The organism is Modestobacter roseus (genome assembly GCF_007994135.1).
Lineage (GTDB): Bacteria > Actinomycetota > Actinomycetes > Mycobacteriales > Geodermatophilaceae > Modestobacter > Modestobacter roseus.
In genome coordinates, this window is the sequence record NZ_VLKF01000001.1 from 435,597 (window position 1) to 455,947 (window position 20,351).

General features: G+C 75.4%; 18 protein-coding genes and 1 pseudogene. 7 read left to right on the forward strand and 12 right to left on the reverse strand.

Going from position 1 to position 20,351, the window contains the following annotated elements; genetic code table 11:
- Positions 1–19 precede the first annotated feature (19 nt).
- Both JD78_RS02220 and JD78_RS02225 read left to right on the forward strand, forming a co-directional pair.
- Positions 20–229: a heavy-metal-associated domain-containing protein gene (locus tag JD78_RS02220; protein ID WP_208103954.1), complete on the forward strand. Its 210-nt coding sequence runs from the start codon at positions 20–22 to the stop codon at positions 227–229.
- Positions 226–2,505, forward strand: a complete 2,280-nt coding sequence (locus tag JD78_RS02225; RefSeq protein ID WP_166520923.1) for a heavy metal translocating P-type ATPase — start codon at positions 226–228, stop codon at positions 2,503–2,505. Before JD78_RS02220 ends, JD78_RS02225 begins: the two co-directional genes overlap by 4 nt.
- Before the next feature lie 123 nt (positions 2,506–2,628).
- On the opposite strand, the gene JD78_RS02230 is transcribed toward JD78_RS02225, so the two are convergent.
- Complete coding sequence (locus JD78_RS02230; RefSeq protein ID WP_228395330.1) at positions 2,629–3,252, reverse strand: TetR/AcrR family transcriptional regulator; 624 nt, start codon at positions 3,250–3,252, stop codon at positions 2,629–2,631.
- A 137-nt stretch (positions 3,253–3,389) separates the two neighbouring features.
- Between JD78_RS02230 and JD78_RS02235 the strand changes: the two genes are divergently transcribed.
- On the forward strand, positions 3,390–4,469 hold the full coding sequence (locus JD78_RS02235; protein WP_228395331.1) for an EAL domain-containing protein: 1,080 nt from the start codon (positions 3,390–3,392) through the stop codon (positions 4,467–4,469).
- Positions 4,470–4,530: 61 nt separating this feature from the next.
- On the opposite strand, the gene JD78_RS02240 is transcribed toward JD78_RS02235, so the two are convergent.
- Positions 4,531–5,130, reverse strand: coding sequence for a histidine phosphatase family protein (locus tag JD78_RS02240; protein WP_153361745.1), 600 nt, complete (start codon positions 5,128–5,130; stop codon positions 4,531–4,533).
- Entirely contained in the window at positions 5,123–6,376 is a 1,254-nt protein-coding gene (locus JD78_RS02245) for an MFS transporter (RefSeq protein ID WP_208103955.1), read from the reverse strand. The genes JD78_RS02240 and JD78_RS02245 overlap by 8 nt, the downstream gene beginning before the upstream one ends.
- Before the next feature lie 161 nt (positions 6,377–6,537).
- On the opposite strand from JD78_RS02245, the gene JD78_RS02250 reads away from it, so the two are divergent.
- On the forward strand, positions 6,538–7,395 hold the full coding sequence (locus tag JD78_RS02250; protein WP_153361746.1) for an aldo/keto reductase: 858 nt from the start codon (positions 6,538–6,540) through the stop codon (positions 7,393–7,395).
- Positions 7,396–7,537: 142 nt separating this feature from the next.
- Here the strand turns inward: JD78_RS02250 and JD78_RS02255 are convergent, their stop codons facing one another.
- The 5 genes and pseudogenes from JD78_RS02255 to JD78_RS02275 all read right to left on the reverse strand — a co-directional run bounded on the left by JD78_RS02255 (position 7,538) and on the right by JD78_RS02275 (position 13,488).
- The gene (locus tag JD78_RS02255) at positions 7,538–8,617 is read right to left on the reverse strand and encodes an NAD-dependent epimerase/dehydratase family protein (protein WP_153361747.1); all 1,080 of its coding nucleotides are present in this window, start codon (positions 8,615–8,617) and stop codon (positions 7,538–7,540) included.
- Positions 8,618–8,729: 112 nt separating this feature from the next.
- Positions 8,730–10,022 (reverse strand): PP2C family protein-serine/threonine phosphatase, encoded by a 1,293-nt coding sequence (locus JD78_RS02260; protein ID WP_153361748.1) that lies wholly within the window; start codon positions 10,020–10,022, stop codon positions 8,730–8,732.
- 72 nt (positions 10,023–10,094) lie between these two features.
- Positions 10,095–10,927: pseudogene (locus JD78_RS02265) on the reverse strand (alpha/beta fold hydrolase).
- Positions 10,928–10,957: 30 nt separating this feature from the next.
- Positions 10,958–11,653, reverse strand: a complete 696-nt coding sequence (locus JD78_RS02270; protein WP_166520924.1) for a PAS domain-containing protein — start codon at positions 11,651–11,653, stop codon at positions 10,958–10,960.
- A complete protein-coding gene (locus JD78_RS02275) occupies positions 11,539–13,488 on the reverse strand; it encodes a putative bifunctional diguanylate cyclase/phosphodiesterase (protein WP_166520925.1) in 1,950 nt (649 codons plus the stop codon). Before JD78_RS02275 ends, JD78_RS02270 begins: the two co-directional genes overlap by 115 nt.
- Before the next feature lie 155 nt (positions 13,489–13,643).
- Between JD78_RS02275 and idi the strand changes: the two genes are divergently transcribed.
- Complete coding sequence (gene idi, locus JD78_RS02280; RefSeq protein ID WP_153361751.1) at positions 13,644–14,195, forward strand: isopentenyl-diphosphate Delta-isomerase; 552 nt, start codon at positions 13,644–13,646, stop codon at positions 14,193–14,195.
- 12 nt (positions 14,196–14,207) lie between these two features.
- On the opposite strand, the gene JD78_RS02285 is transcribed toward idi, so the two are convergent.
- Positions 14,208–15,194 carry an ATP-binding protein gene (locus tag JD78_RS02285; protein ID WP_153361752.1) on the reverse strand — a complete coding sequence of 329 codons (987 nt, stop codon included), beginning with the start codon at positions 15,192–15,194 and terminating at the stop codon, positions 14,208–14,210.
- 131 nt (positions 15,195–15,325) lie between these two features.
- Here JD78_RS02285 and JD78_RS02290 point away from each other — a divergent pair, with 131 nt between their 5' ends.
- Both JD78_RS02290 and JD78_RS02295 read left to right on the forward strand, forming a co-directional pair.
- A complete protein-coding gene (locus JD78_RS02290) occupies positions 15,326–16,405 on the forward strand; it encodes an FAD-dependent oxidoreductase (RefSeq protein WP_153361753.1) in 1,080 nt (359 codons plus the stop codon).
- A complete protein-coding gene (locus tag JD78_RS02295; protein WP_166520926.1) occupies positions 16,402–16,566 on the forward strand; it encodes a hypothetical protein in 165 nt (54 codons plus the stop codon). The genes JD78_RS02290 and JD78_RS02295 overlap by 4 nt, the downstream gene beginning before the upstream one ends.
- Before the next feature lie 12 nt (positions 16,567–16,578).
- On the opposite strand, the gene JD78_RS02300 is transcribed toward JD78_RS02295, so the two are convergent.
- The 3 genes from JD78_RS02300 to JD78_RS02310 form a co-directional block, all read right to left on the reverse strand.
- Positions 16,579–17,022 (reverse strand): MarR family winged helix-turn-helix transcriptional regulator, encoded by a 444-nt coding sequence (locus JD78_RS02300; RefSeq protein WP_228395332.1) that lies wholly within the window; start codon positions 17,020–17,022, stop codon positions 16,579–16,581.
- A gap of 197 nt (positions 17,023–17,219) precedes the next feature.
- The gene (locus tag JD78_RS02305; RefSeq protein WP_153361754.1) at positions 17,220–19,631 is read right to left on the reverse strand and encodes a SpoIIE family protein phosphatase; all 2,412 of its coding nucleotides are present in this window, start codon (positions 19,629–19,631) and stop codon (positions 17,220–17,222) included.
- Positions 19,628–20,344 (reverse strand): biliverdin-producing heme oxygenase, encoded by a 717-nt coding sequence (locus JD78_RS02310; RefSeq protein WP_228395333.1) that lies wholly within the window; start codon positions 20,342–20,344, stop codon positions 19,628–19,630. Before JD78_RS02310 ends, JD78_RS02305 begins: the two co-directional genes overlap by 4 nt.
- Between the last annotated feature and the right edge of the window lie 7 nt (positions 20,345–20,351).

Below are 20,351 nucleotides of genomic sequence, written 5' to 3' on the forward strand. Positions count from 1 at the left end.
CCTCCAGGAGGAGATCCCCGTGCAGACCCTCGACTTCACCGTCACTGGCATGACCTGCCAGCACTGCGTCGCCTCGGTCACCGAGGAGGTCTCCGAGCTCGCCGGCGTCCGCGAGGTCGACGTCGACCTGGCCGGCGGCCGGCTGCACGTCGTCGGCGACGACGTGACCCCCGAGCAGGTCCAGGCGGCCGTGGCCGAGGCGGGGAGCTACTCCGCCACCCCGGCATGACCGCCGGGCCGCAGGCGGCCCCGTCCGGGGAGGCCGTGCAGGGCCCGGCGCCCCAGGAGGCGCAGCTGGACGAGGTCCGCCTCGACATCACCGGCATGACCTGCGCCAGCTGCGCCAACCGGATCGAGCGCAAGCTCAACAAGCTCGACGGCGTCCAGGCCAGCGTCAACTACGCGACCGAGGCCGCCACCGTCCGGTACGACGCAGCCCGGGTCGACACCGACCGGCTGCTGGAGACGGTCTCGGCCGCGGGCTATTCGGCCGCGCTGCCGGCGCCGCCGGTGGTCGAGGACGACGAGCCGGCGGCCGAGGCCCCGGCCGGCCGCGAGGACGCGCTGCGCCAGCGGCTGCTCATCAGCGCTGCGCTGGCCCTGCCGGTGCTGCTGCTGTCGATGGTGCCGGCGCTGCAGTTCGACAACTGGCAGTGGCTGGCCCTCACCCTGGCCAGCCCGGTCGCCGTGTGGGGCGCCTGGCCGTTCCACCGCGCCGCGGTGGTCAACGCCCGGCACGGCGCGAGCACCATGGACACCCTGGTGTCCTTGGGCATCACCGCCGCCTACCTGTGGTCGGTCTGGGCGCTGTTCCTCGGCGACGCGGGGATGCCCGGGATGCGGATGGAGTTCACCCTGCTGCCCGAGCAGGGGAGCGGTACCCACGAGCTGTACCTCGAGGTCGCCGCGGCGGTCACCGTCTTCCTGCTGGCCGGCCGCTGGGCCGAGGCCCGCGCGAAGCGGCGCTCCGGCGCCGCGCTCCACGCCCTGCTGGAGCTGGGCGCCAAGGACGCCGCGGTGCTGCGCGACGGGCGCGAGGTCCGGGTGCCCGCCGCCGCCCTGGCCGTGGGCGACCGGTTCGTCGTCCGGCCGGGGGAGAAGATCGCCACCGACGGCGTCGTCGTCGGCGGCAGCTCCGCGGTCGACCTGTCGATGCTGACCGGCGAGAGCGTGCCGGTGGAGGTCGCCGAGGGCGACCGGGTCACCGGCGCGACGGTCAACGTCGGCGGCCGGCTCGTCGTCGAGGCCACCCGGGTGGGGTCGGAGACGACGCTGGCCCAGCTCGGCCGGTTGGTCACCCAGGCGCAGAGCGGCAAGGCGCAGGTGCAGCGGCTGGCCGACCGGGTGTCGGCGGTGTTCGTCCCGGTCGTGCTGGCGATCGCGCTGGCCACCCTGGTCACCTGGCTGCTGGTCACCGGCGACGCCACCGCCGCCTTCACCGCCGCCGTCGCCGTGCTGGTCATCGCCTGCCCGTGCGCCCTCGGCCTGGCCACCCCCACCGCGCTGCTGGTGGGCACCGGCCGCGGCGCCCAGCTGGGGGTGCTGATCAAGGGCCCGGAGGTGCTGGAGAGCACCCGGGTGGTCGACACCGTCGTGCTGGACAAGACCGGCACGGTGACCACGGCCGCGATGAGCGTCGTGCAGGTGGCCGGGCACCCGGACACCCTGCGGCTCGCCGCCGCCGTCGAGGCCGGCTCCGAGCACCCGATCGCCCGCGCCGTCGTTGCGGCCGCTGACGCGCCCCTGCCGCCGGTCACCGGCTTCGCCAACCGGCCCGGGCAGGGGGTCGTCGGCACCGTCGAGGGCCACGAGGTGCTCGTCGGCGTCGCCGGGACGGCGTTGCCGGCGGACCTGGCCGCCGTCGTCGACGCCGCGGAGTCCGCCGGTCGCACCGCCGTCCAGGTCGGCTGGGACGGCGGGGTCCGGGGGGTGGTCGTGGTCGCCGACACCGTGAAGCCGAGCAGTGCGGCGGCGATCGCCCAGCTGCGCGCGCTGGGGCTCGCCCCGGTGATGGTCACCGGCGACAACCCGGGTGCGGCCGCCGCGGTGGCCCGTGCCGTCGGGCTCGACCCCGACCGCGGGGAGGTCGTCGCCGGGGTGCTGCCGGCCGGCAAGGTCGACGTGGTCCGGGAGCTGCAGGCCCGCGGCCGGGTGGTCGCGATGGTCGGCGACGGGGTGAACGACGCCCCGGCGCTGGCCCAGGCCGACCTCGGCCTGGCGATGGGGTCGGGCACCGACGTGGCCATCGAGGCCAGCGACCTGACCCTGGTGCGCGCCGACCTCACCGCCGCCGTCGACGCGATCCGGCTCTCCCGCCGCACCCTCGCGGTGATCAAGGGGAACCTGTTCTGGGCCTTCGCCTACAACGTGGCCCTGGTGCCGCTGGCTGCGCTCGGCTTCCTCAACCCGGTGCTGGCCGGTCTGGCGATGGCGGCGTCGTCGGTGCTGGTGGTCACCAACAGCCTGCGGCTGCGCCGGTTCCGCTCGACCGCACCCGCGAGCTGAGCCGCACGCGACGAGGGCCCGGCCGGTGCACCCGGCCGGGCCCTCCTGCATGTCCTCGTGCGTGCCCTCATGCGGGCGCTCGTGCGGGCGCTCGTGTCCGCGCGGTGCGCGGGCCCGTGCTGCTCAGGCGGCGCGGGCGCGGCAGTTCACCAACGGCAGGACGACCTCGGCCAGCACCTCGTCGACGAAGTCGATGGGCACCGGCTGCCCGCTGAACAACCAGCGCTGCAGGATGGGTGCGCTCGCGGTGGACGACAGCGCCGAGCCCACCACGTCGGTCGGCACCTCCCCGCGCTCCCCGGCGCGAGCCCACACGGCGGTGAAGGCCTGGCGCCACAACTCCATCGGGCCGGTCTGGAACGCCTCGCGCAGCGCGGGCTCGTGCGGCAGGGCCGACAGCAGGGACAGCGTGGCCGCACCGACCGGGCCGTTCACCGCGCCGACCAGCCAGTGCAGCAGCACCCTCAGGTCGCCCTCGAGGTTGCCGGTGTCCGGCGAGTCGACCGGCACCTGGCTGAGCTCGGCGACCGCGTCGGCGACCAGGTCGGACTTCGTCCGCCAGCGCCGGTAGATCGTCGCCTTGCCGACGCCGGCGGCCGACGCCACCGCGTCCATGGTCAGGCCGGTGTAGCCGGACTCGGCCAGGACCTGCAGGATCGCCGCGCGGATCGCGCCGTCGCGGGAGGGGTCGCGGGGGCGGCCGCCACGGCCGGGCCGGTCGCCGTCGGCCGGTGTCAGGTCAGGCACACCTGCAGACCCTAGCCCTGATGATCTTCCGTTTCGATCTCCGGTTGCGTGTGACCTGGCCCGCATCGCACCGGTGCGCACGATCCGTCTGCGCGCGCCTACTCGGTGTCACACGCGGCGTCGGTCATCCTGCTGGCGTGAACGGGGGAGGGGACGCGGTGCGACCGTCGTGGGCGACGCCGCAGCGGGCCCGCCGGCTGCTGCTGGCCAGCACGCTGGACCACGTGCTGCCCAGCATCGCGCGGGTGGCCAACGCCATGGGGCTGACCGTGGGCACCGCCCCCGGCCTGCTCGACGTCGTCGACCACCAGGGCGGACGGCGGATCGACCGGCTGCTGGAGCGGCTGGCCCGGGAGCTGACCGGCGCGGAGACCGAGTCGGTCCGGGTCACCACCGACCCGCCGGCCGACGGGGTGTCCCTGGCCACCCGGCTGCTCACCGCTCCGACGCTCGCCGTCGAGCTGGCCCGCCGTGGCGTCACCGTCGAGATGTCCCTGCTCACCGAGGCCGAGCTGTGGCCGGTCTACCAGCCGATCATGTCGCTGACCTCCGGCGGCATGGTCGGGCACGAGGCACTGCTGCGCGGCCGGGTCGACGGCCGTGAGGTCGGCGGCGGGGACCTGTTCTTCCTCGCCCAGCGGGCCGGCTGGCTCTCCCGCCTGGACCGCCTGGCCCGGGAGGCCGCGATCGCCGGTGCCGCGCACTGGCTGGGTGGCGCCGACCTCTACGTGAACTCCGACCCGGCGGCGGTCCACCGCCCCTCGGTCTGCCTCGCCGGCACCGAGCGGGCCGTGCACGAGGCCGGCATCGACCCCCGGCAGGTCGTCTTCGAGGTGGTCGCCTCGCACGCGGTCACCGACCGCGAGCACCTGCTCTCCGTGCTGGAGCACCACCGCTCGCTGGGCTGGCGGGTCGCCCTCGACGACGTCGGGGTGGGCTGGTCGAGCCTGGAGCTGGTCTCCGTGGTCCGCCCGGACGTGGTCAAGCTGAGCAAGGCGCTGGTCTGCCGGCTGGGCGAACCCGGGCCGAACGCCATCGCCCGCGCGCTGTGCGAGCTCGCCCACCTGCAGGGCGGCGTCGTCGTCGCCGAGGGGGTGGAGCACGAGCGGATGGCCGACCAGGCCCGCGCCGTCGGCGCCGACCTCGGTCAGGGCTGGCTGTTCGGGCGCCCGGTGCGCCCCGAGCCGGAGAGCGAACCCGAGCTCGTCCTCGCCTAGTGGCCCCCTCGCAGGGACCCGCCGCGAGCGCGCGAGCGGTGGGGGGCGAGGGGGTCCTCCATCAGGGGCAGCCGGTGTTCCAGCCGGTCAGCGCGGGCCACTCGTGGTCGTGGCCGAGGATGCCGTAGCGGCCGGTGGCCAGCGGGAACAGCGCGCCCTTGTCCGGCTCGAACCCCAGCCAGCGTGCGGTCAGCACCCGCAGCACGTGCCCGTGCGCGACCAGGGCGACGTCACCGCCGTCCAGCAGCGGCCGCGCCTGCGCCAGCACCCGGTCGACCCGCTCGCCCACCTGCACCAGGGTCTCCCCGGGGGTGTCGCCGGGCTCGGTGCCGTCGTGCCACAGCGACCAGTCGTGCCCGGTCTGCTCGCTGATCTCCGGGGTGGTCAGCCCCTCCCACCGGCCGTAGTCGACCTCGACGAGGTCCGGCTCGAGCACCGTCTCGATGCCGTCGTCGAACAACCCGGCCAGCTCTGCCGTGCGCCGGGCCCGGACCAGCGGGCTGACGAAGGCGTGCGTGATGTCCCGGCCGCCCAGCACGGACCGCAGGCGCCGGCCGTCGTCCTCCCCGTCGGGCAGCAGGGGCAGGTCGGTCAGCCCGGTGTGCTGGCCGCTGCGGCTCCACTCGGTCGCTCCGTGCCGGACGACGACGATCTCACCCACGCTGGACCTCCTCCGCCGGGACCTGGCCCGGCTCACGTCGAACGGGCGGCGTCCGGCCGCCCACGGATGCGGTGCCGGCGACGGCCATCACGGTCATCGCGGCCAGGATGACCAGCAGGGGCGCTGTCCAACCACCGGTGGCATCGTGCACTGCCCCCACGACCAGGGGGCCGGTCGCCCCCACCGAGTAGCCGCACCCCTGCACCATCGCCGACAGCTGCCGGCTCTCCGTCTGCCCCTGGGACCGCCGGACGATCGCGATGAAGATCACCGTGATCCCGCCGCCCTGCGCCACGCCGGCCAGCGAGCACCACAGCACCCACAGCGACGGTGCGGCGAGCAGGCCCACCGGCAGCGTGAACCACAGCGCCATCACCGCCAGCAGCACCGCGTACGGGCGCTGCCACCAGGAGACCAGCGCGGGGATCGCGAAGGCGCCCGCGACGGCGAGCACCTGGAACAGCGAGGAGCCCACCCCGGCGGCCTCCAGGGACAGGCCCTGCTCGTCGGCCAGCAGCACGGCCAGCCAGGCCGTCGTCCCGTAGAACGCGAAGGACTGCCCGGCGAAGGCGGCGGTGAGCCCCCAGGCGACCGGCCGGCGCCACACCGACCGGCCGGGCACCGGTGCCGGGGGAGGGGGTGGGGTGGTGCCGGCCGCGGCGGCGCGGGCCACGTGCCGGCGCAGCGCTGCGGTCCACACGGTGGCGGCGACCACCGTCATCAGCCCCCACGAGGCCAGCGCCAGCTGCCAGCCGACCACGGCGGCCAGTGGGGCGGTCAGCGCGGAGGTGAAGGTGGAGCCCAGGTTCATCGTCGCGGTGTAGGCCGCGGTGACCACGTTCGTCGCGCCCGGGAAGTCCCGGCCGATCACCACGGGGACGACGATGTTGCCCACCGTGATGCCCAGGCCGATGACCACGGTGCCGGCGATCGCGGCCTCCTCGGTGCCCAGCGAGCGCAGCAGCGTCCCGGCCAGCACCCCGGCCATCGACGCGACGACCGCTCGGTGCACCCCGGTCCGGGCGATCAGCAGCGAGGCGAACGGGGCCGCGAGCCCGAAGCAGAGCACCGGGATGCTGGTCAGCAGGCCGATCGTGCCGGCCCCGACGCCGAGGTCGTCCCGCACCAGCTCCACCACGGGGGCCACCGCCACCAGCGGCCCGCGCATGTTCAGCGCGACCAGCAGCACCCCGACCAGCAGCAGGGCCGGCAGTGCCGGCGTCCGTGCGCCCCGTGTTCGTTGCACCGGTCCACTCAACTCCACCCGGCGATGCGGTCGCGCGCCGGGTCTGTGCGGCCGGACACATGACGTGCGGTCGGGAAGGCGGCGGGGCAGAACCTGCTTGTGCGCAACGAGACCCCGGTGGCAGAGCCCGGGGCCGGCACCCCATCTCCAGGAGGACTCCGATGACCACCGCCACCACCCCCACGCCCACCTTCGACCTCGGCGGGGACCTCACCGTCCACCGCCTCGGCTACGGCGCCATGCAGCTCACCGGCGACGGCGTCTGGGGCGAGCCGGCCGACCGGGCCAACGCCGTCCGCGTCGTGCAGGCCGCCGTCGAGCAGGGCGTCGACTTCATCGACACCGCCGACTCCTACGGCCCGGTGGTCAGCGAGCAGATCATCGCCGACGCGCTGCACCCCTACGCCGACGGCCTGGTCGTGGCCACCAAGGCCGGCCTGACCCGCACGGGCCCCGGCGAGTGGATCCCGGTCGGCCGCCCGGCCTACCTCAAGCAGCAGGTCGAGCTCTCCCTGCGCAACCTCAAGGTCGACCGGATCGACCTCATCCAGCTGCACCGCATCGACTCCGAGGTGCCGCTGGCCGACCAGCTCGGCGCCTTCGCCGAGCTCAAGGAGCAGGGCAAGGTCCGGCACGTCGGCGTCTCCGAGGTCTCCGTCGACGAGCTCAAGGCCGCCCGCGAGATCACCGAGATCGTCAGCGTGCAGAACCTGTACAACCTGACCAACCGGCAGAGCCAGGACGTGCTCGACTACGCCACCGCCGAGGGCATCGCCTTCATCCCGTGGTTCCCCATCGCCACCGGTGACCTGGCCAAGCCCGACAGCCCGGTGGCCGCGGTGGCGAAGGAGCTGGACGCCAGCCCGTCCCAGGTCGCGCTGGCCTGGCTGCTGGCGAAGTCGCCGGTCATCCTGCCGATCCCGGGCACCAAGTCGCTGGACCACCTGGCCGAGAACCTCGGTGCGGCCCAGCTGACGCTGACCGACGACGAGATCGCCCGCCTCGACGCGATCGCATAGGCGAAGGACCCCCTTGCCCCCCGCCACTCGCAGGCTCGCGGCGGGTCCCTGCAAGGGGGCCGAACGTGGACGGGCGGCGGGAGCTCTCCGAGCCCCGCGCCGCCCGTCCACACCGGCCCAGGGGCCGGGTGGTCCGTGGTCCCTAGGCGGGGGTGTGCTCGGGGCCGGTGCCCGGGTGCAGCAGCGGGCCGGTGTGGCCGCCGCCCGCGCCCAGCGCCGCCACGAACTCGCGCAGCAGGTCCCCGCCGTTGTGCTTCGCCCGCCACCCCAGCTGGGTGCGCGCCTTCGTGGTGTCCATCGGCGGCACCCCGATGCCGAGGTCGAGCCAGCCCGGCTCGATCTGCAGCACCCGGGCGGTGAACGCGGCCTGCATGCCGGCCCGCAGCACCGCGGCCGGCACCGGCACCCGCCGGCTGCCCACGGCCCGGGCCAGCCCGTCGGCGTCGAAGTGCGGCGGGGCGGTCACGTTGAACGCCCCCGCTGCCCGCCGGTCCAGCACCCGGGTGATCAGGTCGGCGACGTCGCCGGCGTGCACGAACCCCAGGTGCAGCGACCCGGGCAGCGGCAGCGGCAGCACCTTCGCGACCGGCCCCGGGACCGCCCGGGCGACGGGGAAGAGCAGCGGCCCGAGGAAGTAGCGCCCGATCTCACTGGCGGCGTCGGGCTGCAGCACCAGCGTCGGCCGGATCGGCGAGACCGTCACCTCGGGGTGCGCGGCGTCGTGGTCGCGCAGCAGCTGCTCGACGGCGGACTTCTGCCGGCTGTACTGCGAGCTGGGGATGCCGGTGGTCGGCCAGTCCTCGCCGACCGGGTCCACCTGCGGGCCGGCGGCATAGGTGCCGATCGAGGACAGCGCCACCACGTGCGCCACCCCGGCCCGGCCGGCGGCGGCCAGCACCCGGCGGGTGCCCTCGACGTTCACCCGGTGCAGCAGATCCGGCTCCCGGTCAGGGATCAGCGCCCAGGCCGAGTGGACGACGGCGTCGGCGCCGGCGAGGAACTCGTCGAGCACCGGCTCGCTGGCCGCCTCGCCCAGATCGGCGGTGTACCAGCGCACCCCCGCGTAGGGCTCGGTCTCCGGTGGCCGGCGGCGGGCCAGCCCGCGCACCTCGGCGACCCCGGCGTCGGCCAGGGCGCGCAGCAGCGCCGTCCCGACGTTGCCGGAGGCGCCGGTGACCGCCACGGTCATGCCCGACAGGTGTCCGCTGGGGAGCTCAGCCATGTCGGCGGCCTACCCGCGCAGCCGCCGGTCCACCCCTCAGCCGGCGACGGGCGGCCGGGCGGAGGTCGGCTCGGCGCTCACCCCGAACGCCTGCCCGGCGTGGCGGCGGGGTTCACCCGCCGGCCCCGGTCAGCGGTCCGGGCAGCCGCGTGGCGCCGGCCTCCGCGGGCCGCGGTCGGTCCTCGGGGTGGGCGCGCACGGCGAGCAGCGCGACGTCGTCGGCCGCGGAGCCGGGCACCAGCCGGGTCAGCAGGGTGTCGCACAGCTCCTCGAGCGGAGTGCGCCCTAGGTCGCGCAGCGCCTCCTGGAGGGCGGCGAGCCCGGCATCGAGGTCGGAGCCCGGCCGCTCGACCAGGCCGTCGGTGAACATCAGCAGCGTGCTGCCGTCGGGCAGGTCGACGTCGTGCTCGTGCCGCGCCGTGTCGGCGGTGACCCCGAGCATCAGGTCCGCGGTGGTGGCCAGCGCCTGGGAGGTGCCGTCGGCGGCCAGCAGCACCGGCGGCAGGTGACCGGCGTTGCTCCACCGCAGGACACGGCCGCCGGTGCCGGCCCGGCGCTCGACCCGGGCCAGCACCGCGGTGGCCAGGGTGCTCACCGCCAGCCCGGCGGCCGCGTGCTCGGTGCGGGACAGCGTCGCCGGCAGCGGTTCGTCGTTGTCGTAGGCGAGGGCGCGCAGCAGCCCGCGCAGCTGCCCCATCGCGGCCGCGGCGTCGCTGTCGTGCCCGACGACGTCGCCGATCACGAGCACGGTCGCGCCGTCGGGCTGCAGGAACGCGTCGTACCAGTCGCCGCCGACCTGCGCGCCGGAGGCGGCCGGCAGGTAGCGCACCACCAGGTGCAGGTGGTCCGGCTGCGGCGGCGGGGTGAGCAGCGCCTGCTGCAGCCGGTCGGAGAGCGCGCGGTCCTCGGCGGCCCGGCGGGCGATCTCGCGCAGCCGGGCGGCCTCGGCCTCGGCGGCCTGCCGTTCGGTGAGGTCGCGGAAGGAGACGACGACGCCGGTCACCCGCCCGTCCTCGACCGTGGGCACGGCGACCAGGTCGACGGGGACGGCGTGCCCGTCGCGGTGCCAGAACACCTCGTCGGCGGCGTGCACCGTCTCCCCGGTGCGCAGCGCACGCCACACCCCGCACTCCTCGACCGGCAGCCGGGTGCCGTCGGGGCGCCGGGCGTGGATGAGCTCGTGCTGGTTGCTGCCGAGCTGGACGGCCTCCGGGTACCCGGTGGCCCGCTCCGCGGCGGGGTTGACGAACTCCACGCGGCCGTCGGCGTCCAGGCCGTAGATGCCGTCGGCGGTGTTGTCCAGGATCTTGCGGGACAGCTCCAGTGCTCGGGAGAGCTCCGCCTCGACGGCCTGCAACCGGACGACGTCCGCGGAGTGCTGGGCGGGGGTCCGGCGGTCCGGCATGGGGTGGGGCTCCTCCTCGAGGTGCACGGGTGCCCCCAGCCTGCCGCACGCCCGGTCGGCGGCTCCGGCGGGTCAGTCGGAGGTGCGCACGTGCGCGGTGACCAGCTCACCGACCCGCTCGGCGGCGAGCTCGGGCAGCCAGTGGTCGACGTCCTCGAGCACCTCGAGCGCGTAGGGCGCGGCCACGAACTGCCGGGTGGCCTCGGTCGCGGCGCGCCCCAGGAAGGTGTCCTGCGCGCCCCACACGTGCAGCGTCGGGACCCGCACGCGGCCGACCGGATCACGGCCGGCCAGCGGCAGGGCCCGGTACCAGTTGAGCGCGGCGGTCAGCGCCCCCGGTTCCCGCATCCGCTCGACGTAGCGGTCGACGAGGGCCTCGGGCAGCCCGCTGCGCCGCAGCATCCGCCGCAGCCCCGTGCCGCCGCCGGCGAGCAGCACGGCTTCCGGGGCGGCGGGCAGCTGGAAGAAGCCGACGTACGCCGAGCGCAGCGCCTGGTCGCTGTGCCCCAGCGCCTGTGCCATCGCGGCCGGGTGCGGCACCGACAGCGCGGTGAGGGTGCGCACCCGCCACGGGTGCCACGCGGCCAGCGCCCAGCCGACGATGCCACCCCAGTCGTGGCCCACGACGTGCGCGCTCTCCAGCCCGGCGGCCTGCAGCAGCGCCAGCACGTCGTCGGCCGCCTCGCGCAGCCGGTAGGCGGCGCGGCCGGCGGGCCGGGCGCCGGGGAGTAGCCGCGCTGGTCCGGCGCCAGGGTGCGCAGCCCCGCGGAGTGCAGGACCGGGCTCAGCCGGTCGAACGCACCGGAGTCCTGCGGGAAGCCGTGCAGCAGCACGACCGGCTCGCCGTCGGCCGGGCCGGCGTCCCGGACGTCGAACACGAGGTCACCGCGGCGGAAGGAGTCCATGCCCCGGTCACTGCCCGGCCCGCCCCCGGATCACTCCGGCAGGACGTGGGAGAACACCGACCGCGGTGCGCCGTCCCGGTCGCGCACCACCGAGACCCGCACCAGCGCCGGCACCGTCGAGCCGTCGGTGTGCACGAAGGCGGTGGACAGCTCGGTCACCCCGGTGAACTCGGTGAAGAGACCGGCGACGGCGGGCCGCTCCGGCGCCGGGGTGAGCTCCTGCACGTGGCAGTCGCGCAGCTCCTCGGTCGTGGTGCCCAGCAGCGCGGCGAACGCCTTGTTCACCCGCAGCAGCCGGCCGTCCATCCGGGTCAGCGTCATCCCGATCGGGGCGTCGTCGAAGGCGTGCCGGAACATCGCCTCGCTGGCGGCCAGCTCCCGCCGCGCCTCGACGGTGGCGGTGACGTCCCGGGAGACCGACAGCACCTCCCGCACCCGGCCGTCGTCGTCGCGCAGCTGCCGGGTCTCGCTCTCCAGCCAGCGGAGGTCGCCGTCGCGGTGCACGTACCGGTGCACGGCGGTGCCGTCGAGCACGTGGGCGGCCAGCTCCGGGTCGGCGATCAGCCGGCCCAGGTCCTCGCGGTGCAGCAGGTCGCCGATCGACCGGCCGATCAGCTCCTGCGGGAGCCAGCCGAGGATCGGGCCGCTGCTGGCGGAGGCGTAGCTGATCCGCAGGTCCGGGGCGGTGACCAGCACCAGCTCGTCGTTGCCCCCGAGCGGCAGCACCGCGCTGCTCCCGGCCCCGGCCGGGGGCCGCTCACCGCGCGCCTCGACAGCCGCTCGGTGAGCGCGGGGGAGGCCGGCTCGGGCTTGCCGAACAGCCAGCCCTGGGCCGCGTCGCAGCCCATCGCGATCAGCTGCCGGGCCTGCTCGTCGGACTCGACGCCCTCGGCCAGCACCCGGCGGCCCAGGCTGTGCGCGGCCTCGACCACCAGCCGGACCAGCACCGCGTCGGCGGTGTCGCTGGCCACCCGCTCGACGAAGGACCGGTCGATCTTCACCAGGTCCAGCGGCAGCGCGCGCAGCAGGCTCAGCGCCGAGTGCCCGGCGCCGAAGTCGTCCAGCGCGAGCCGCACGCCCAGGTCGCGGACCTGGGTGAGCCGGGCCGCGGTGGCGCCCAGGTCGGTGATCGCGGCCGTCTCGGTGATCTCCAGGCACAGCCGCTCGGGGGCCAGGCCGCTGTCGGCCAGCGCCCGCACGACGTCGTCGAGGAAGTCGCGCTGGGCCAGCTGGACGGCGGAGACGTTGACCGCGACCGTGGCGGCGACGCCGGTCGGCCCGGCCGGCCAGCCCGCGGCCTCCCGGCAGGCGGTCTGCAGCACCCAGCGGCCCAGGTCGACGATCAGCCCGGTCTGCTCGGCCAGCGGGATGAACCGGTCGGGCGGGACGACGCCGAGCTCGGCGTCGTCCCAGCGGGCCAGCGCCTCGACCCCGGTGACCTGCCCGCCCGGCAGCGCCACGACCGGCTGGTAGTGCAGCGCCAGTCCACCGGTCTCGATGGCGTGCCGCAGCCGGCGCTCCATCTCGTGCCGGGCGCGGACGACGTCGGAGGTCTCGGCCTCGGCCAGCAGCTCGCTGTCGAAGTGCGCGACCCGGCCGCGGCCCAGCGACTTGGCGCGGTACATCGCCAGGTCGGCCTGGTGCAGCAGGTCGTCCAGCGACACCGGCAGCCGGCCGTCGGACCCGGCCACCCCGACGCTCGCGCCCAGGCTCACCAGGTGCTCGGCCGGCCCGTCGGCGCCGAGCGCGCTGACCACGAACGGCGCGGCCGCGGCCAGCACGATCCGGTCGGCCAGCGCGCTGCGCTGCTCAGCGCTCATCGCCGTACCGGTCACCACGGCGAACTCGTCGCCGGAGAGCCGGACCACCAGGTCCTCGGCGCGGGCGACCCCGCGCAGCCGGCGGGCGAACTCCACCAGCACCTGGTCACCGGCGCTGTGCCCGAGGTGGTCGTTGACGTCCTTGAACCGGTCCAGGTCGATGTAGCAGAGCACGCCCTGGCTGTCGGTCTGCCGGAGCCGCTCGAGCAGAGAGATCCGGTTGGGCAGCCCGGTCAGCGGGTCGTGCAGCGCCTGCCAGGCGTACTGCCGGGCCAGGTGCTCGAACAGTGCGGTGACCGGTACCACCAGCAGCCGGTTCCCCGGCGCGGTCACCACGACGGCGTCCAGCAGGTGGTCGCCCGCCGCGCGCCGCTCCACCACGGCGGCGGCCGCCTGCGGCACCGGAGCACCGGCGGGGAAGCGCAGGGTCGCCGGTACGCCCAGGTCGGAGAGGTCGCGGCGGGCGTGCACCAGCCGGCCGTAGCCGAGCCGGCCGGTCATCGATACCTCGAACCAGGACCGGCTGACCAGCACCGGCGCCTCGGGTCGGTCGGTGACCACCCAGCGCAGCCCCGCGTCCCGGCGGAACAGGGCGTCGAGGGCGGCCAGCGGCATCTGCGGGGGCACCAGCCGGGCCGGCACCGCCAGGTCGCCCAGCGTGGTGCCCGTCGTGCCTGGCTCGTCGGGGTCCGGCACCGCGAGTGCCGAGGTGGCGGACGCCACCGTCCCGGTGCTGGTCATCGACCCTCGTCCTCCCCGGACCGCCGGGTGACGGTCGTCGGGACGAATGATGATCATGAACCGTGGGGCGCGGCGATGCCCTCTCACCCGTCCGGGTCGGCGCCGCCGGGGAGCCCCTGCGGGCGCCCGAGGCCGCGGTCGGGGACGATGGTCGCGTGGTGGCACCCGTGGCGCGTGAGCTGATCGTCCTGGTCGACGACGACGGGACGGAGATCGGCACGCTGCCCAAGTCGCTGGTGCACCACGGCGAGACCCCGCTGCACCGTGCCTTCTCCGCCTACCTCTTCGACGAGGCCGGACGCCTGCTGGTCACCCGCCGCGCCGAGGACAAGGCGACCTTCCCGGGCATGTGGACCAACACCGTCTGCGGGCACCCGGGTCCGGGGGAGGACGACCCGACGGCGATCGCGCGCCGGGCGCGCTACGAGCTGGGCCTCGGGGTCGCCGACCTGCGCCCGGCGGTGCCGTCCTACCGCTACCGGGCGGTGTTCCGCGGCGTGGTGGAGAACGAGATCTGCCCGGTGTGGATCGGTCGCTTCACCGGCACCCCGGCACCCGAACCGACCGAGGTCGGTGAGTGGGAGGTGCTGGACTGGGCGGAGTTCCGGGCCCGCCAGGAGGCGCAGCTCGACGACGCCTGGTCACCCTGGTGCCGCGAGCAGGCCCGGCTCATCGAGGCCGCCGGCCTCGTGCCGACCGGGGCCTGACGGGTCTCCTCGTCAGGCGCGCACGACGAGCCGGACGGTGCAGCCCTGACCGCTGTCGTCGGCCGCGGTGGTGGTGAGGGTGTCGACCGACCGGCGGGCCAGCCACAGCCCCATCCCGCCGACGGCCATGTCGCCGTGCGCGGGGCCGTAGCCCACCAGCGGGTCGTCGAAGGACGTGCCCCGGTCGGTCACCGCGCACAGCAGCCGCTCCGGGGTGCACCACAGCTTCACGTCGACCGGGGGCACGCCGTGCTCGGCGGCGTTCGCGGTCACCTCGTCGATGGCCAGCACGAAGTCCTGCGCGGCCTCCTCGGTCAGGGCGCTGTCGGCCAGCGCCTGGCGCAGCGCCCTGCGCAGGGCCCGCATGTCGTCGAGGTCGATGACCGACAGCGTGGGCTCGGTGGCCTCCAGCGGATCGGGCACCAGCGCCCGCTCCACCTCGCGCAGCAGCTCGTCGGGCGCCCGGTAGTCGGGGTTGCGCAGGACGCCCTCCTCGGTCAGCAGCCACGGGTGGGTCGCCCGGGCCACCGCCTGCGCGTCCACGCCGTCCAGCTCGCCGAGAGCGGGGGTGAGCAGGCACAGGTGGTCGACCGGGCGCTCGGCCAGCACGTGGTTGAGCAGCGCCTCGGTCTGCGCCCACGACCTCCAGTCGTCCGGGTCACCGGGGCCGGTCACCAGGTGCAGCCGGCGCCCGTCGTCCGGGAGCTCGCGGTCGACCAGGGAGCCGATCGCGGCGATGGCGTTCGGCGGGCGGTCGTCCAGCGCCTCCGCGGGGTGCACGTGCACGTCCTCCGGGTGGCCCACGGCGACCAGCAGCTGGGTGGCCACCGGCTCGGTGCAGGCGACCACCACCGGTTCACCGGCGTCGAGGGCGGCCCGCAGCACCGGCCCCACGAGCGCCGCGACGTCCTCGCCAGGGCGCACCACGTGGCCGATGTGCCGGTAGCCACGCACCGCCGGGCTCGGTGACGGATCGACCTGCTGCTGGGCGTGCTCCACGGGGCGGGCCCGCCTCCTCCGTCGGTTGCTGTGACGCGGGGTCTGTGCCCGAGGAACGTGATCGGGAACCATCGGACGCGGCAGGTCACACCGGCCGGCATGCGCGGGCGGCTCCCGGTGTTCCCACCGCCGTGCACAGCGACGTCGTGGTGATCGGGGCCGGTCAGGCCGGGTTGTCGGCCGCGTACGCCCTGCGCCGGGCCGGCGCCGACTTCGCCGTCCTGGACGGCGACGCCGGGCCCGGCGGTGCCTGGCAGCACCGCTGGCCGTCCCTGCGGCTGGACCGCGCGCACCGGATCGCGCCGTTGCCGGGGATGCCGCTGCCGGCGGCCGACCCGGCGACCCCGGCGAGCGAGGTGGTCACCGACTACTTCACCGCCTACGAGCGCCGGTTCGAGCTCCCCGTGCTCCGCCCGGTCGCCGTCCGGGCGGTGCACCGCACCGACGACGGCTTCCTGCTGCGCACCGACGCGGGGGAGTGGACGGCGCGGGGGCTGGTCAGCGCCACCGGGACCTGGACCCGCCCGTTCTGGCCGGCCTACCCGGGTCGCGAGCTGTTCGCCGGCCGGCAGCTGCACACCGCCGACTACCGCAGCGCCGAGGAGTTCCGCGGGCAGTCGGTGGTCGTCGTCGGCGGGGGGACCTCGGCGGTGCAGCAGTTGATCGAGATCAGCGAGGTCGCCGAGACCACCTGGGTCACCCGCCGGGAACCGGTCTGGCGCCGGGACGGTTTCGACGAGGACGCGGGCCGGGCAGCGGTCGCGCTGGTCGAGCAGCGCGTGCGGGCGGGGCTGCCGCCGGGCAGCGTCGTGAGCGTGACCGGGCTGATGGAGACCGGGGCCGTGCTCGCCGCCCGGGCCCGCGGGGTGCTGGACCGGTCGCCGGTGTTCGACCGGCTCACCCCCGACGGCATCGCATGGGACTCCCCGGCCCGGTTCGTCCGGGCCGACGCCGTGCTGTGGGCCACCGGCTTCCGCGCCGCGCTGGACCACCTGGCGTCGCTGCACCTGCGCGCTCCCGGCGGGGGGATCGCGATGGACGGCACCCGGGTGGTCGCGGAGCCGCGGCTGCACCTGGTCGGCTACGGGCCGTCGGCGAGCACGATCGGCGCCAACCGCGCGGGGCAGGCCGCCGTGCGGGAGCTGCTGCGCACGCTGGACGCCGACCCGGCGGTTGACCGCTGGTCGGCGGAGGTAGTCACCAGCGCATGAGCGAGGCCCCGGACCCCGACCTGCCCGACACCGCGATGGCCACCGGCAACGACGAGGGGTCGCCCGGCGAGGCCCCACTGGCCGCAGAGGGGCAGGAGGTCGCAGCGGCGAACGGTGGCGGCAACGACGACGGGCTGGACCCGCAGTTCACCGACCGCTGAGCGGCCTGGCGCTCAGTCCACGGTCGCGACGTTGCGCGACAACCGCTCCAGCTGCCCCTTCATCCGGTCGAACTCCTGCTGGTCCAGCTGGAGCGCGCCGATCATGACGGCGGAGACGTCCTCGGCCGGCCGGCGCAGCGCACTGCCCACGTCGGTGAGCCGGACGATCACCTGGCGCTCGTCCGCGGTGCTGCGCTCGCGGACCACCAGCCCGGCCGCGGACAGTCGCTTGAGCAGCGGGGACATGGTGCCGGTGTCGAGCTGGAGCCGTTCGGCGATGCTGTGCACGGGGAGCCCGTCGGCCTCCCAGAGCACCATCAGCACGAGCAGCTGCGGGTAGGTCAGGCCGAGCTGGTCGAGCATCGGCCGGTAGCGCGCGGTCACCGCCCGCGAGGCGGCGTACAGGGCGAAGCACAGCTGGTCGTCGAGGGCCACGCTGGGCTGGGGTGCGCTCACGCGGTCACATTAAGTGAGTTTTCGGTTGTGAGCCATTGAGTTGTGCGATCATTCCCGTTCCGGTACCCCTTCACCCCGAAGGGTGCGAGTCCACGAGCAGGTGTCCAGCTGAAGAGTGGCGCGCCCGGTCACCGACGGCGCCCGCCGGTCCGCCTCGTCGCCGGTGCCCCGCCGGTCGCCGGAGTCGGTGCGCCCGCTCAGCCCCGCTGCTCGTTGAGCCGGACGGCGATCAGGGCGACGTCGTCCTCGGCGCCGTCCGGCAGCAGCCGGGTGATCAGCGCGTCGGCGATCTCGCCGACCGGCCGGTCGGCGAGGGTGCCCAGCTCGGCGCACAGCCGCGCGACCCCCTCGTCGAAGACCTGGTCCCGGCGCTCGACCAGGCCGTCGGTGTAGAGCAGCACGGTCGAGCCGCGCGCCATCGTGGTGACGTGCTCGCGGCGGGGCGCATCCGGGGAGACGCCCAGCAGCAGCTCCGGGTGCGGCCCGTCGAGCACCTGCACCGAGCCGTCGGGGGCCTGCACGACCGGCGGCAGGTGGCCGGCGTTGGACCAGCGCATCCGGGTCAGCCCCCGCTCGCGCTCCTCCGGCGTCTGCTCCAGCCGGCCCACCAGCACCGAGGCCATCGTCCTCAGCTGCAGCCCCTCGATGGCCCGGTCCAGCCGGGACAGCACCTCGGCCGGGGTCTCGGAGCTGGCAAAGGCGATCCCGCGCAGCAGCCCGCGCAGCTGCCCCATGCTGGCCGCGGCCTCGGTGTCGTGACCGACGACGTCCCCGATCACCAGCATCGTGCTGCCGTCGGGCTGGGTGAACACGTCGTACCAGTCGCCGCCCACCTGGGACTCCCGGGCCGCGGGCTCGTACCGGACGGCGAAGTCGAGGTGGTCGGGGTCCGGCGGTTCCGACAGCAGGCTCCGCTGCAGGGTCAGCGCGGTGCGCGCCACCCGCCGGCTGCGCGCGTACAGCGCCTCGAGCAGGTTGGTGCGCAGGTCCTCGACCTCCGCGCACTGGGTCGGCTGCCAGGGCTCGGACCGGTTGCGGACCACCTCGCGCCAGCGGTCGAAGGACTTCCGCGGGGAGAGCCGGACGGTGTAGCCCTCGCGCTCGGCGATCGCCTTGTTGTGCGGGTCACCACCCCAGTCGACCGAGTGCACCTGCTCCGCACGGGTCCAGATCACGTACTGGCCCTCCGGCAGCGGGATGGCCATCACCCCGCAGGCCAGCTCCGCGGGCACCGCCAGCTGGGGGGCGACGAGCGGCAGCCGGTCGGTGGTGACCACGTCGCCGCCCTGCTCGGTCGCCCAGCGGGCCAGCGCGGTGACCACCTCGGCGGGCAGCGGCACACCGGCCGCCCCGCTCGTGCCCTGCAGGTTGACCACCACCGAGTCGGCCGGGACGACGTCGAGCAGCCCGGGCCGGCCCAGCAGGGTGTCGGCGAGCGGGCGCTCCTCGTCCAGCGCGGCGGCGGTGAGCCAGGCCATCGTCGAGCGGACCTGGAGGGCACGCCGGTGCTCCTCGTCCTCCGCCCGGTCGACGAGGCGCAGCGACAGCGTCGAGCCGAGGAACTCCGCGGCCGCCCGGGTGGCGTAAGGCGGGGCGTGCGTGCCGGTGTAGTGGTGGCAGGCGATGAGCCCCCACAGCCTGTCGCCCTGCAGCAGCGAGATCGACATCGAGGCGCGAACGCCCATGTTGCGCAGGTACTCGCAGTGGATGGGCGAGACGCTGCGCAGCGTGGAGTAGGTCAGGTCCAGCGGCCGGCCCGTGGCGGGCAGGTCGACCGGCTCCAGCGGCGAGGGCGTGTAGTCCACGTCGTCGATCAGCCGGATCCAGTTCTTCTCGTACAGCGCCCGGGCCTGCGCCGGTATGTCCGAGGCCGGGTAGTGCAGGCCGAGGAAGGAGTTCAGCTCCGGCGCCCTCGCCTCGGCCACCACCTCGCCGTTGTACTCGGCGTCGAACCGGTACAGCATCACCCGGTCGAAGCCGGTGAGCGCGCGCACCGCCTGGGTCGTGATGTCGTAGAGCTGTGGCAGCGAGGTGGCCCGGTTCAGCTCGACGATGGTGCCGCGCACCGCCTGGTAGGTGTTCGGGAAGGAGAACGGCCGCGGGCCGGAGGCCGGCTCCAGCTCCACCACGAGCGTCGTCGCCGCGATGGGGGTCAGTCGCCCGCCGACCGACGGATCGTCGGGGTGCGCGGCGGGCCCGCGGTCGTCGGCGCGGTGGGACACCCGGTGCAGGATCGCGTCGACCGGGCACGGGGTGCCGTCGCAGTCGAGGATCAGCTCGACCGGGTTGCGCTCGCGCAGGTCGCCGAATGCGCTGGCGGACCGGGCCACGGCCCCGGCCGCGGGCACCCCCAGCACCTCGGCCAGCGGGCGGCCGAGGGCGTCGTCCCAGGCCATGCCGACGACGTCGACGAGGTTGCGCGACACCTGCCGCACCACCATGTCCGGCTCGCTGACCGCCAGCAGCACGCCGCGGGGCTGGACACTGCCCGGGACGTGGATCGGCTCCCGCTCGCAGTTGGTCAGGTCGACCGGTTCACCGGGCGCCAGCCACGGGCTGGTCGACGTCTCGTCCGTCTGCACCCGGCCGGTCTGCACCTGGTCGGTCATGCGGTGACCTCGCTCCCTCGGACGTGCGCCCGCGGCAGCGCTGATCCAGAGTCTCCCTGCTCCGCGGCGACCGCGCCGCACCAGACGGCGAGTGCGCCGAAGGTCTCCCGCGCGGAGGCCACCACCCGCTCGGCGTCGCCCCCGCCGGCGACCCGCTCCCGGGTCGCCGACCGGAAGGCGTGCCACATCGCGCCGGTCTCCGCGCCGTAGGGCGAGAACGCGCGCAGCGCGCCGGGCGCCGCGACGTGCGGCAGCGTGGCCAGGTGCCGGTCGATGAACACCCCACCGAGCGAGGAGCCCTCCAGCACGTACAGCCGTCCCAGCGCGGTGTCCGTGCCGGCCACCGGCGGCAGGTGCGGCTGGTCGACCGGCGTCGCCGGCGCGTCGAGCTCGGCGAGGTCGGCGGCGAAGAGGTGCGATCGGCGCCGGCGCGACCAGCCGACGCGGGTGGCGTCGGCCGGCTCGGCCGCGGCCCAGGCGTCCAGACCGGCCTCGGCGGCGCACCAGAAGCCGTGCATCCGGGTGAGGGCGGTGACCAGGCGGGCGCGGGTCAGCTCCGGGTCGAGCAGGTCCAGCGCGTCCTCGACGGCCCGGTGCTCGGTCGCGGTCTCGGTCCGCAGCCGGCGCAGCACGTCACCGTCGTCGGCCATCCGGTTCCCGTCGTCCAGCACGCCGGCCCGGGTCGCGGGGAGCGCGTCTCCTGCTCTGCTCAACGCACCC

What these genes read in the sequence shown, in the direction of transcription:
- JD78_RS02275 (WP_166520925.1), bottom strand. Translation starts at nt 13,488, where the DNA reads ATGACCAGCACCGGGACGGTGGCGTCCGCCACCTCGGCACTCGCGGTG.
- JD78_RS02260 (WP_153361748.1), bottom strand. Translation starts at nt 10,022, where the DNA reads ATGCCGGACCGCCGGACCCCCGCCCAGCACTCCGCGGACGTCGTCCGG.
- JD78_RS02225 (WP_166520923.1), top strand. Translation starts at nt 226, where the DNA reads ATGACCGCCGGGCCGCAGGCGGCCCCGTCCGGGGAGGCCGTGCAGGGC.
- JD78_RS02295 (WP_166520926.1), top strand. Translation starts at nt 16,402, where the DNA reads ATGAGCGAGGCCCCGGACCCCGACCTGCCCGACACCGCGATGGCCACC.
- JD78_RS02250 (WP_153361746.1), top strand. Translation starts at nt 6,538, where the DNA reads ATGACCACCGCCACCACCCCCACGCCCACCTTCGACCTCGGCGGGGAC.
- JD78_RS02305 (WP_153361754.1), bottom strand. Translation starts at nt 19,631, where the DNA reads ATGACCGACCAGGTGCAGACCGGCCGGGTGCAGACGGACGAGACGTCG.
- JD78_RS02255 (WP_153361747.1), bottom strand. Translation starts at nt 8,617, where the DNA reads ATGGCTGAGCTCCCCAGCGGACACCTGTCGGGCATGACCGTGGCGGTC.